Origin of the sequence: Pseudovibrio sp. W74, assembly GCF_001623085.1 — a bacterium.
GTDB lineage: Bacteria > Pseudomonadota > Alphaproteobacteria > Rhizobiales > Stappiaceae > Pseudovibrio.
Genome location: NZ_LMCJ01000002.1, coordinates 20,046 through 32,044 on the forward strand (window position 1 = coordinate 20,046; position 11,999 = coordinate 32,044).

General features: G+C 52.5%; 10 protein-coding genes. 8 read left to right on the forward strand and 2 right to left on the reverse strand.

Annotated features, from left to right (window positions below; all coding sequences use genetic code 11):
* The first annotated feature begins 126 nt into the window (after positions 1-126).
* Positions 127-1,104, forward strand: a complete 978-nt coding sequence (locus PsW74_RS00885) for a TDT family transporter (protein WP_063287602.1) — start codon at positions 127-129, stop codon at positions 1,102-1,104.
* Here PsW74_RS00885 and PsW74_RS00890 read toward each other — a convergent pair.
* Positions 1,101-1,976: a MurR/RpiR family transcriptional regulator gene (locus PsW74_RS00890; RefSeq protein WP_063287601.1), complete on the reverse strand. Its 876-nt coding sequence runs from the start codon at positions 1,974-1,976 to the stop codon at positions 1,101-1,103. The genes PsW74_RS00885 and PsW74_RS00890 overlap by 4 nt on opposite strands.
* Before the next feature lie 162 nt (positions 1,977-2,138).
* On the opposite strand from PsW74_RS00890, the gene PsW74_RS00895 reads away from it, so the two are divergent.
* From PsW74_RS00895 to PsW74_RS00925, 7 genes are all read left to right on the forward strand, one after another.
* Positions 2,139-2,969 (forward strand): N-formylglutamate amidohydrolase, encoded by an 831-nt coding sequence (locus PsW74_RS00895; protein ID WP_063287726.1) that lies wholly within the window; start codon positions 2,139-2,141, stop codon positions 2,967-2,969.
* A complete protein-coding gene (locus PsW74_RS00900; protein WP_063287600.1) occupies positions 2,969-3,478 on the forward strand; it encodes a TRAP transporter small permease subunit in 510 nt (169 codons plus the stop codon). Before PsW74_RS00895 ends, PsW74_RS00900 begins: the two co-directional genes overlap by 1 nt.
* Complete coding sequence (locus PsW74_RS00905; protein WP_063287599.1) at positions 3,475-4,800, forward strand: TRAP transporter large permease subunit; 1,326 nt, start codon at positions 3,475-3,477, stop codon at positions 4,798-4,800. The genes PsW74_RS00900 and PsW74_RS00905 overlap by 4 nt, the downstream gene beginning before the upstream one ends.
* Positions 4,801-4,939: 139 nt before the next feature.
* On the forward strand, positions 4,940-5,995 hold the full coding sequence (locus PsW74_RS00910) for a TRAP transporter substrate-binding protein (protein WP_057461334.1): 1,056 nt from the start codon (positions 4,940-4,942) through the stop codon (positions 5,993-5,995).
* 131 nt (positions 5,996-6,126) lie between these two features.
* Positions 6,127-7,524: a glutamine synthetase family protein gene (locus PsW74_RS00915; protein WP_063287598.1), complete on the forward strand. Its 1,398-nt coding sequence runs from the start codon at positions 6,127-6,129 to the stop codon at positions 7,522-7,524.
* 35 nt (positions 7,525-7,559) lie between these two features.
* Complete coding sequence (locus tag PsW74_RS00920; protein ID WP_063287725.1) at positions 7,560-8,942, forward strand: aldehyde dehydrogenase family protein; 1,383 nt, start codon at positions 7,560-7,562, stop codon at positions 8,940-8,942.
* 5 nt (positions 8,943-8,947) lie between these two features.
* Positions 8,948-10,111, forward strand: a complete 1,164-nt coding sequence (locus tag PsW74_RS00925; RefSeq protein WP_063287597.1) for an iron-containing alcohol dehydrogenase — start codon at positions 8,948-8,950, stop codon at positions 10,109-10,111.
* Between the two features lie 72 nt (positions 10,112-10,183).
* On the opposite strand, the gene PsW74_RS00930 is transcribed toward PsW74_RS00925, so the two are convergent.
* On the reverse strand, positions 10,184-11,989 hold the full coding sequence (locus tag PsW74_RS00930; RefSeq protein WP_063287596.1) for a M24B family metallopeptidase: 1,806 nt from the start codon (positions 11,987-11,989) through the stop codon (positions 10,184-10,186).
* Positions 11,990-11,999: the final 10 nt, after the last annotated feature.

Consider the following 11,999-nt stretch of genomic DNA (forward strand, 5'->3'; position numbering starts at 1 on the left):
ATTGTATGAGGTTCAATTTTACTGAACCACCTATTCAATATATTCAGATTTTCAGGACATATCAAATCAGCTAGGAACTTGAGTTGCATACTTTGTCTTCTCACCCTCAGGTTATTGGCATTTCCTATGAATACTCTTCGAAACAAACTGGCTCACGTTCCGGCCCCTCTCGGTGGTCTCGCGCTAGGGATAGCAAGTCTCGGCTGGTCGATGGAAAATGCTGGCAATTTTGGTGGGGCGCTGCAACTCACGGGCGCATTGATTTCGAGCGTTTTGCTCGTGCTACTGCTTGGAAAAATCTTTTTTGCGCACACCGCAGTTTTTGAAGATCTGAGGCATCCAGTTGTTGGCAGTGTGCTCCCGACAACCGCAATGGCGCTGATGATCGTATCCTACGCAATCGCGCAATACAATTTCACAATCGGGCAGATGCTTTGGCTATTGGGTATTGCCCTGCATCTCACGTTCTTATCTGTGTTCATTTATCATCGTGCAAAAAGCTTCAGTCTACAGCACATGGTCCCAAGCTGGTTTGTGCCACCAGTTGGAATCATCGTGGCAGCTGTTGCTTTTCCCGGCGGTGTGTTTGAAGGCTTTGCGAACGCCTTGCTCTGGTTTGGTCTGGTCGCCTATGCGCTGATGTTACCAATGATGCTGTATCGTTTGATTTTTCACGCCGAAGTGCCCGATGCAGCGAAACCAACCATCGCGATCCTCGCCGCACCTGCCAGTCTTTCGCTTGCTGGTTATCTCACTCTGACGAGCAATCCATCTCCAATTATGGTCGCCGTGCTTGGCGGAATTGCAGTTGCTATGACGGCGCTGATTTATATCTCATTCCTGCGCTTGTTCCGCTTGCCGTTTTCTCCGGGCTTTTCCGCCTTCACATTTCCGCTCGTAATTGGCGCAACAGCGCTCTTTAAAACGGTAACATGGATGGAAAGTCTGGGCGCCAATGCCAATCTTGTCGCGCAGATCAGAGCCTTGGCGCACATTGAACTTTATGTGGCAACAGCCGTCGTTCTCTATGTCAGCTTCAAATACCTGACATTCTTCGCACCGGCTCTGTTGCCAGCGCGTGCAACGGGACAGCAGACCAACTAACTGGACTTGCTGAACATCTTGGTCTTGTCGAACAGGTTCTCCAGCGTGTTCATCCGCTCCTTGGTCACCTTCCATGTGGAGGTGGTCATGGCTTCAATCATGGCTTCCAGAATAAACATGATGACAACGCTGCTGTCCCAGGCCGATGGTGCTTCAATGCGAGCGTTGAAAACATATTCCGCATTAACAGCTGCTGGTGAAGTCCACTGATCGGTAAAGACGATCACAACCGCCCCGCGTTCGCGCGCCAGATCGACAAAGCGCAGAATGTCGTGTTCGTATCGACGGATATCGAACACCACCACAACATCACCCGGTTTCATGTTCAGAAGATAGTGCGGCCACGTGTTGGAGTTGGAGGCGATGGCAATTACATCGTCACGGATCACCTGCAAATGCGTAAAGAAATAGTCCGATAAAGCGCGTGTAATGCGGCCACCAACAATGTGGACAGCCCGCTCGCGCTCCGTCAACAAACCCACAGCCTGATCGAAATCCTGCGTATCGAGTTGCTGTAAGGTTTGTTTCAGATTGTCGATGACCGCGTCAGCAAACCTGTTCAGAATATGTGCATCGGGTGCATTTCGGGTCCAGCGCTCTTGTTTGGAAATCGGGTTGGAAATTGTTTCTTCCACTTCCAACTTCAAGGCTGATTGCAACTCGGTGAATCCAGCAAAACCAATCTTTTGCGCCATTCTGACCACCGTTGGACCAGAAACATTTGCCGACTTTGCAAGCTCTGACACGCTGCCTAATCCGCTGACTGGATAATTTGCAAGCAAGGAGACGGCCAGCTGACGCTCTGCACGAGTTAACCCATTAAAATGTCCGCGTAATTTTTCTGCAACGGTCTGTTCATTTGGGTCTCGCACGTCTCTCACCTACCTGATGTATGTATATTTGCCTAGTTTTTAGGCTTTGTGAAACGTTCCTTTCAGATTAGTCTCCTCGGAAACGTTTCTTTCAGAAACTCTTTTACGAATAAAAAGACTGAAAGTACAAGGAAAAACAAGATGCATTCGGGGGGACTGTTCTTGTCTGAAGTCAAAACTGACCAGATAGAATTTGTTGGCAACGACACTGTTGAAACGATCAATACAGGAGGAACGGCTCCAGTTGTGTTGGTCTGCGAACATGCATCCAAGTTTATTCCTGCATACCTAAATGGCCTCGGTCTAAGTGAAGAAGCTGCAAGCAGCCATGCGGCTTGGGATCCAGGAGCTTTGGCGATTGCCAAGCTTCTCTCCGCCAAGCTGAACGCACCTTTGGTCGCTCAACGAATTTCGCGCCTCGTTTATGATTGTAACCGCCCACCGGAAGCACCGAGTGCCATGCCGGAAAAAAGCGAGATCTACGAGGTGCCGGGCAATGTTTCGTTGAATGATGAACAGCGGCAAGACCGGGCCAACAAATTTTATCGTCCCTTCCAGTCAGAAGTAAAACAGGTGATCGACGCCAAACGCGCCGAGGGTCAACTCCCGGTGATGGTCACGATCCACTCGTTCACACCTGTTTACAACGGCAAGAAAAGAGCCGTTGAGGTGGGTGTACTGCATGACAGCGATACCCGCTTTGCTGATGCTCTGCTGGAAGCACTGTGCCCGTCAGATCTCTACGACATCCAAAGAAACGAACCATATGGGCCGGAAGACGGGGTTACGCATACCCTCGTTGATCAGGCACAATCCCGCGGCCTGCTAAACGTTATGATTGAAGTGCGCAACGACTTAATCGCAAAGCGAGCAGACCAGGAGAAAATTGCAGACTTGTTAGGAGAGGCAATTCTGCAAGTCCTGCCACAGTTTAGCGCTGAAACAACTGTGAGCGGGCAGGGAGCAACAACAAAAGCAAGGGCAGCAGATTAATGCCAAGGGGAATAGTTGTTTTCGTCAGGTATGTGGACTGGATCAACAAATATGTTGGCCGTTTTGCCATGTACCTCATTTTCGTGATGCTGGGGGTGCTGTTGTATTCCTCCATCGCGAAGACCTTTTTCGCACCGCCGCTCTGGACGCTGGAAACAGCCCAGTTCACCATGGCAGCCTACTACCTTCTGGGTGGCGCCTATTCCATGCAGACACAGTCTCACGTGCGCATGGACCTGTTTTACGGAAGCTGGTCTCCACGGCGTAAAGCTACCATGGATGTCATGACCATCCTGCTTCTGATTTTGTACCTCATCTTCCTCCTTTACGGCGGTCTTTCCTCATTGGAATACGCAGTCAAATACGGTGAGGAAAGCTACTCGGCTTGGGCACCACCTATGGCGCCGATCAAAGCCATTATGTGTTTTGGAATATTCTTGATGCTGCTTCAGGCAATCGCGACGTTCTTTAAAGACTTGGCCGCAGCCCTTGGGAGGCCGGCGCCATGAGTTATGAACTGATCGCAATTTTGATGTTCTCCAGCATGATGCTGATGCTCCTGACCGGGCAACGTGTTTTTGCTGCAATTGGTTCCGTTGCTGTTATCGCCGCCCTTCTTTTGTGGGGTGATGGTGGCTCCGAAATCGCCTTCTCCGCCAGCATGAAGCTGATGAAGTGGTACCCGCTCCTCACGCTGCCACTGTTCATTTTCATGGGCTATATGCTCTCTGAATCAGGCATTGCCGAAGATCTTTATAAGATGTTCCATGTCTGGACAGGTGGCCTTCATGGTGGATTGGCCATCGGCACAGTCGGCCTCATGGTGATGATTTCAGCCATGAACGGTCTGTCTGTGGCCGGTATGGCCATCGGCGCAACCATCGCGCTGCCTGAGTTGCTTCGTCGTGGTTATGACAAGGTCATGGTGACCGGCGTTATTCAGGCTGGTTCCTCACTGGGCATTCTCGTACCGCCAAGTGTCGTTCTGGTTCTTTACGGCATGATTGCCCGCCAACCTGTCGGCAAGCTTTGGCTCGCAGGTGCTATTCCGGGTTTGCTGCTGGCAGGGCTGTTCATTCTTTACATCGTGGTGCGTTGCCGCCTTCAGCCGGAACTGGGTCCAACCCTTTCTGAAGAAGAGCGCAAAGAGATCACGTGGTCCGAAAAGATCCGCTTGTTACAAGCTGGTGTGATCCCGCTGTTCATCTTCTTTGCGATGACAGGCCTGTTCCTGATGGGTGTAACCAGTCTCGTGGAAAGTTCCGCCGTTGGTGCAACAGCTGCCACACTGGCCGCTGCATTCAAACGACGTCTCACTTTCCGCTTGCTGCACATCACCACTGAAAAGACGCTGCAGATCAGCTGTATGTTCATGTGGATCATTCTTGCAGCTCTTGCGTTTGGCGCTGTGTTTGACGGATTGGGCGCTGTGCGTGCGATTGAAGGCTTCTTCGTGGGTGACCTCGGTCTTGGCCCATGGGAAATCCTTCTGCTGATGCAGCTTTCCTACATCGTGATGGGCATGTTCCTGGATGACACTGCGATGCTGGTGATTGTGGCTCCGCTTTACGTGCCATTGGTCAAAGTGCTTGGGTTTGATCTGGTCTGGTACGGCGTGCTGTACACCATCACCTGTCAGATCGCCTACATGACACCGCCCTTTGGCTACAACCTGTTCCTGATGCGTGCCATGGCGCCGCCGGAGATCTCGCTGACAGACATCTACAAATCCATCATTCCATTCGTGGCAATCATGGTGTTTGGATTGGCTCTGGTCACGGTCTTCCCGCAAATCGCGCTCTGGCTGCCCAACCTTTACTACGCGAGGTGACATGACAAGGCACCACAAACGTACCCATTGAAGTAATTAGCGAATTCCGGATGGAGACAGATAAAAATCACACCCCTCGCTATAAAAAGTCCACCGGTTCTGAGGGATCCAAAAATTCATATTCCAAGGGGAATTGAGTATGACGAATAGACGTGATTTTCTTAAGAAAGCTGGTTTAACAACCGTCGCCGCTGCTGGTGCATCTACCCTTGCAGCCCCGGCTGTTCATGCTGCAGGTCGTCCTATCAAATGGCGCCTTCAGACATATGCTGGTGCAGCACTTGCTCAACATGTGATCAAGCCATCCATTGACGCCTTCAACAAGGCGGCAAATGGTGAGATGGAGATCGAGCTGTACTACGCGGACCAGTTGGTACCAACTGGTGAACTTTTCCGTGCCATGCAGCGCGGCACCATTGATGCTGTACAGTCTGATGATGACTCCATTGCAGCACCAGTAGATGTATCTGTTTTCGGTGGCTACTTCCCATTCGCTTCCCGTTACAGCCTTGATGTTCCAGCCCTGTTTAACCACTGGGGCCTGAAAGAAATCTGGGAAGAAGCTTATGACGAAGTTGAAGGCGTTAAGTGGCTTTCCGCTGGAGCATGGGACCCTTGTCACTTTGCGACAAAAGACCCGATCCGCAGCCTTGCTGACCTGAAAGGCAAGCGCGTCTTCACCTTCCCAACCGCTGGTAAATTCCTGACACGCTTCGGCGTTGTTCCGGTCACCCTGCCATGGGAAGACATTGAAGTTGCAATGCAGACTGGCGAACTGGACGGTATTGCGTGGTCCGGTATCACTGAGGATTACACTGTAGGTTGGGCTGACGTGACCAACTACTTCCTCACCAACAACATCTCCGGTGCATGGGCTGGCTCTTACTTTGCCAACGAAGAGCGCTGGAATGAGCTGCCAGATCACCTGAAGACCCTCTTTAACCTGTGCATGGATAGTTCTCACTACTACCGCCAGCACTGGTACTGGGCAGGCGAAGCCAAGCTGCGCACACAAGGCGAGAAGATGGAGCTGACCTCCATTCCGGATGAAGAGTGGGCAACTGTTGAAGACGAAGCTCTCAAGTTCTGGGACGAGATTGCAGCCAAGTCCGAGCGTAACGCCCGCGTTGTTAAAATCCTGAAGGAATACAACGCAGCAATGGCAAAAGCTGGTCGTCCTTACCGCTACGGCTAAGCTGTTTTTCCAAGATTGGTCAGCCCGGTTTTTGGGCTGACCACACCACACAGTAACGAAGCAGTGTCGGTGATGCCATGCAGGAGAGGCACAGGCATCCGCCGCTTTAACAGGGTCCTCGGGGAACAGGTATGTTGCGAGAAGAAACCAAAAAGACACGTAGAACCGGAAAACTGACCCTCGACGAGTTACGCGAGCTGGTCGACACCGGTGAGATAGACACCGTTATTGCCGCACAAGTGGACATGCAGGGCCGCTTGATGGGCAAGCGCTTTCAGGGTGAGTTCTTCGTGAACAGCGCCTGGGAAGAGACCCACAGCTGTAACTATCTGCTTGCAACAGATATGGAGATGGCCACTCCGGATGGCTACAAGGCCACAAGCTGGGAAGCGGGCTATGGCGACTACGTCATGAAGCCGGACCTTGCCACCTTGCGCGTTGTTCCATGGCTGGAAGGCACTGCACTGGTATTGTGTGATGTGCTGGACCACCACACCCATAAAGAAGTTCCACATTCTCCGCGCGCCATTTTGAAAAGCCAGGTCGACCGCCTTGAAGGCATGGGTATGACCGCTAACATGGCAACCGAGCTGGAGTTCTTCCTGTTCAAAGAGAGTTTTGAAGAAGCCCACGCCAAGGGTTACCGCAATATTTCGCCAGTCTCCGCCTATAATGAGGACTATCACATCTTCCAGACCACCAAGGAAGAGAACGTGATGCGTGCCATCCGTAACGGCCTTAACGGCGCCGACATTCCGGTCGAGTGTTCCAAAGGTGAAGCCGATGCGGGTCAGGAAGAGATCAACGTCCGTTATTCCGATGCGCTGAACATGGCAGACCGCCATTCCATCATCAAAAACGGCTGTAAAGAGATCGCATGGCAGAACGGCCAGAGCATCAGCTTTATGGCCAAGTGGCATTATGATGCTTCCGGCAGTTCCTCCCACGTGCACCAGTCTCTTTGGGGCAAGGATGGTGAGTCTCTGTTTTACGATCCATCCGGCGAATACGGCATGTCCAAGATGATGCGCCATTACCTCGCTGGTTTGCTGAAGCACGCAAGTGCGATCACTTATTTCCTTGCGCCAAACATCAACTCCTACAAGCGCTTTGCGGCTGGTACCTTTGCGCCGACCAAAGCAATCTGGAGCATGGACAACCGTACCGCTGGCTATCGCGTATGTGGCGATGGCACCAAGGCTGTTCGTGTTGAGTGCCGTGTTGGCGGCGCAGACCTGAACCCATATCTGGCAATGGCCGCGCTGCTCGCTGCTGGTATTGATGGCATCGAAAACGAACTTGAGCTGGAGCCAGAGTTCAGAGGCGATGCTTACGGAGGTGAGGGTGCTCGCGAAATTCCGACAACTTTGCGCGATGCTGCTACCGAGATGAAGTCTTCCGAGATGCTTCGTGCTGCGTTTGGGGGCGATGTGATTGATCACTACGCACATGCCGCCAAGATCGAGCAGGATGAATATGACCGCCGTGTAACCGACTGGGAAGTTGCGCGCGGGTTTGAACGGGCCTGATAAAATCAGCCCACGCTGTGAATGATGAGTTGACCATGACAAAAACACTAAAATGTATTTCGCCGGTTGATGGTTCTGTATTTGCAGAACGTCCGGTGGCAAGCCAGAAAGAAGCAGAAGCCGACATTGCCAGTGCCAAGAGCGCGCAGAAAGAGTGGGCAGCGCGTCCACTTGCAGAGCGTATCAAACTGGTAATGGCTGGCGTCGCAAAGATTGGTGAACAGAACGACGAAATCGTTCCGGAACTTGCAAAAATGATGGGCCGCCCGGTCCGTTACGGTGGCGAGTTCGGCGGCTTTAACGAGCGCGCCTCGTACATGGCAAAGATCGCGGAAGAAAGCCTGAAACCGATCATTGCCGAAGAGAGCGACAACTTCGAGCGTCGTATCGAGAAGGAACCGCACGGCGTCATCCTCGTGATCGCACCATGGAACTATCCATACATGACTGCGATCAACACCGTTGCTCCGGCCCTGATTGCTGGCAACGCGGTGATCCTGAAGCATGCCACCCAGACGCTTCTGGTTGGTGAGCGTATGGCAAGTGCCTTTGCAGAGGCAGGTGTTCCGGCAGAGGTATTCCAGAACCTCTTCCTGGATCATGACACCACCTCCCACCTGATCGCAGGCCGCAATTTCGGTTTCGTCAACTTTACAGGCTCTGTTGGTGGCGGTCGTGCGATGGAGATCGCAGCAGCGGGCACCTTCACGGGCCTTGGCCTTGAGCTGGGTGGTAAAGATCCGGGCTACGTGATGGATGATGCGGATGTTGAGGCTGCGGCTGAAACACTCATTGATGGTGCTATGTTCAACTCCGGCCAGTGCTGTTGTGGTATCGAGCGCATCTATGTCCATTCTTCCAAGTACGATGCCTTTGTAAAGAAGGCTGTCGAGATCGTTTCCGGTTATAAACTCGGCAACCCGCTGGATGAGAAAACCACCATCGGCCCGATGGCGAACGTGCGATTTGCTGAGCTGGTACGTAAGCAGGTGGCAGATGCTGTTGAGCAGGGCGCAAAGCCTATGATCGACGCGGGCCTCTTCCCGGAAGATGATGGTGGCGCTTACCTCGCACCTCAAATCCTCGTGGATGTGAACCATGATATGGAAGTGATGCGCGAAGAGAGCTTCGGTCCTGTGGTCGGCATCATGAAAGTGGAGAGCGACGAAGAAGCAATCCGCCTTATGAACGACAGCCACTACGGCCTGACGGCATCGCTGTGGACACAGGATCCTGCACGAGCAGCAAAGCTCGGCGCCCAGATCGAAACCGGTACCGTGTTCATGAACCGCGCGGATTATCTGGACCCGGCTCTGTGCTGGACAGGCTGCAAAGACACGGGCCGCGGCGGTGCTCTGTCTGAGATCGGCTACCAGAACCTGACCCGTCCAAAATCATATCACCTTAAAAAGGCATAAGAAAAATGACTCTGACAGCAAACTGGAGCTACCCGACCGCCATCCGCTTTGGTGCCGGGCGCATTAAGGAACTGGCCGATGCTTGTGCTGCTGCTGGTATCAAAAAGCCGCTGCTTGTCACTGACAAAGGCCTTGCAAATCTGCCTGTCACTGCCGGCACTTTGGATGTGATGGAAGAGGCTGGTCTTGGCCGTGCCATATTCTTTGAGGTTGATCCAAACCCAACCGAGATCAATCTGGAAGCGGGCGTTGCAGCCTTCAACGCTGGTGGTCATGACGGTGTTATCGCGTTTGGCGGGGGCTCAGGCCTCGACCTTGGCAAGCTGATTGCGTTCATGGCAGGTCAAACCCGTCCAGTCTGGGACTTTGAAGACATTGGCGATTGGTGGACACGGGCTGATGCGGATGCGATTTATCCAAACATCGCGGTTCCAACAACTGCTGGTACCGGATCTGAAGTTGGCCGTGCAAGCGTTATCACCAATTCTGAAAGCCACGTGAAGAAAATCATCTTCCATCCGAAGATTCTCCCAAGCGTGGTAATTTGTGATCCTGAGCTGACTGTTGGCATGCCGACGATGATCACAGTTGGTACCGGCATCGATGCATTCGTGCACTGTCTCGAAGCTTATAGCTCTCCTCACTACCACCCGATGTCTCAGGGCATCGCGCTGGAAGGCATGCGCCTTGTTAAGGAGAACCTGCCGAAAGTCTTTGAAAATCCAAATGATATCGAAGCTCGCGGCCAAATGATGAGTGCAGCAGCTATGGGTGCAGTGGCCTTCCAGAAGGGCCTTGGTGGTATTCACGCGCTGGCACATCCGGTAGGTGCGGTTTACAACACCCATCACGGTCTGACCAATGCTGTGATCATGCCAACTGTGCTGAAGTTCAACCGTGCAGCGATTGAAGAGCGCATTGAGAAACTAGCGGCTTACCTTGATATTCCCGGCGGTTTCGACGGCTTCTTCGATTTCGTTATGAAGATGCGCTCGGATATGGGCGTGCCAAATACCCTTGCCGAGCTTGGCGTGGGTACTGACAAGATTGACGTGCTTGCAGAAGAAGCAGTGAAAGATCCAAGTGCTGGCGGCAATCCGGTCGAGTTTACGCTGGACGCTGCGAAAGCTCTGCTCATTGAAGCGATTGGAGAACAGGTTTCTGCCTGATTTCTCTCTAACTTACAAACGACTAGCCCCGCAAAGCTTCAAGCTCTGCGGGGCTTTTTTTGTCAACCGCAATTACTCCGGCAGTTCACAACAACTTATCAGATAGTCATAGGCGTCCGGGCTCAGTTCCGGGCCAAGAACCCGTTTTAAATCAGCATTGTAGTCGCCAAGCCATTTGATTTCAGCGCGGGTGAGATCAACCATGTTGAGCATCTGCGGTTCAATCGGGATGTAGGAGAGGTTCTTGAAAACGAGGAAACCATCGTCTTCCTCTACGATCTCAAAAAGGTTCTCAATCCGGATACCGTATCGATCTGCAACGTAATATCCCGGTTCAATGGACATCACCATGCCAGCAACAAGGTCCACCGGATTGTACGGCTTGCCGATGCGTTGCGGCTGTTCGTGAACGGAAAGGAAGTGCCCGATCCCATGACCGGTACCGTGATCATAATCGAGCCCCAGATCCCAAAGTGGTCTGCGGGCAAACCCGTCGATGTGATGGCCTTGCGTTCCCTTTGGAAAACGCAGAGAAGCCAATGCCACAAAGCCTTTGAAAACAGCGGTGTAGGCGGCTTTGAACTCTTCGGATGTTTCCGAAAAAGCAAAGGTACGCGTGGCGTCCGTTGTACCGTCCTGGTACTGACCGCCAGAATCCAGCAGATATGTGTGTTCAGGAAGGATCGCGGTATTGGAGGCATCCGTAGCTGCATAATGGCACATTGCGGCATTGCCGGCTGCAGCAGAGATGCTTCTAAAGCTTGGATAAACAAAGTCTTTCTGGCGTTTACGCTCGGTCAGGATACGTTCTTCCGCTTCCAGCTCGTGCACCGGATCGCCTGCCTTGGCTCTTTGCAGAACCTCCCGTTTCAACCACGCAGAAAATTCGGTCCACGCAATGCCGTCACGCACATGACAGTCGCGTAACCCTTTGAGTTCACACCCGTTCTTCTTAGATTTAGTGAGCGTGATTGCACCCTGTTCCATGACTGGAACGCCACCAGCAGCCTGAACAGCAAGACGGGTTGCGACGGGGGAGAACATCGGGTCGATCAGAACCTGCGTTCCTTTTCCGGTCATTTTTTCCAATGAGCCGATGAAGCTCATAGGATCTGCGGTCTCTACATTTTCAAGCTCATACTCATCCAAGCTATTGGAAAGCTTACGAGAATCTACGAACCAGCTGGCGGAACCATCATCTTTCAGGAGCAGGAAGGAGTGTGGGATGGGGTTGAACTCGACGTCATCACCGCGGACATTGAGAAGCCAGGCGATATTGTCGGGTTGGGTTTCAACCAGCACCTTTGCGCCTTTGTGCTTCATTTGCGCTGCAATCTCAGCGCGTTTCTCCAGACTTGTTTTCCCAGCCTTTTCAAGGGAGTACGGTGTGATGGGTGAGAGTGGTTTGTCTGGTTGATCAGCCCAGACTGCATCGATGATGTTGCCAGGAGTAGCGATCAGGGTAGCGCCTGCTTCGTCTGCGCCACCAGCGAAGCGATCCCACCATGCGGAGGGGATAAGCATCGGATCGACGCCGATTTGCTGTCCTGCCTTTATATTGGCAGAAATCCAGTTTTCCAATGGTTCATCAAAGATATGCTGGTAGGAGAAAAACTCGCTGCTGCATTGGTTGCGCACCTGAACGGTGTAGCGGCCATCAACAAACATAACCGCTTGATCTACCGTGACAATCGCCAGACCAGCGGAGCCAGTGAAGCCAGTTGCCCATGCCAGACGCTCGTCATGCGGGGCGCAATATTCCCCCTGATGCTCATCAAAACGCGGGATGATAACTGCATCCAGTCCGTTGCGCTTCAGCTCGTCTCTTATGAGGTTCAAGCGATCTGTGGTTCTTTCAAATTTCTGATTTTCCAACATTTTTTGCTCG

Coding starts and splice junctions, on each gene's coding strand:
- PsW74_RS00885 (WP_063287602.1), top strand. CDS start 127: ATGAATACTCTTCGAAACAAACTGGCTCACGTTCCGGCCCCTCTCGGT.
- PsW74_RS00900 (WP_063287600.1), top strand. CDS start 2,969: ATGCCAAGGGGAATAGTTGTTTTCGTCAGGTATGTGGACTGGATCAAC.
- PsW74_RS00915 (WP_063287598.1), top strand. CDS start 6,127: ATGTTGCGAGAAGAAACCAAAAAGACACGTAGAACCGGAAAACTGACC.
- PsW74_RS00910 (WP_057461334.1), top strand. CDS start 4,940: ATGACGAATAGACGTGATTTTCTTAAGAAAGCTGGTTTAACAACCGTC.
- PsW74_RS00925 (WP_063287597.1), top strand. CDS start 8,948: ATGACTCTGACAGCAAACTGGAGCTACCCGACCGCCATCCGCTTTGGT.
- PsW74_RS00930 (WP_063287596.1), bottom strand. CDS start 11,989: ATGTTGGAAAATCAGAAATTTGAAAGAACCACAGATCGCTTGAACCTC.
- PsW74_RS00920 (WP_063287725.1), top strand. CDS start 7,560: ATGACAAAAACACTAAAATGTATTTCGCCGGTTGATGGTTCTGTATTT.
- PsW74_RS00905 (WP_063287599.1), top strand. CDS start 3,475: ATGAGTTATGAACTGATCGCAATTTTGATGTTCTCCAGCATGATGCTG.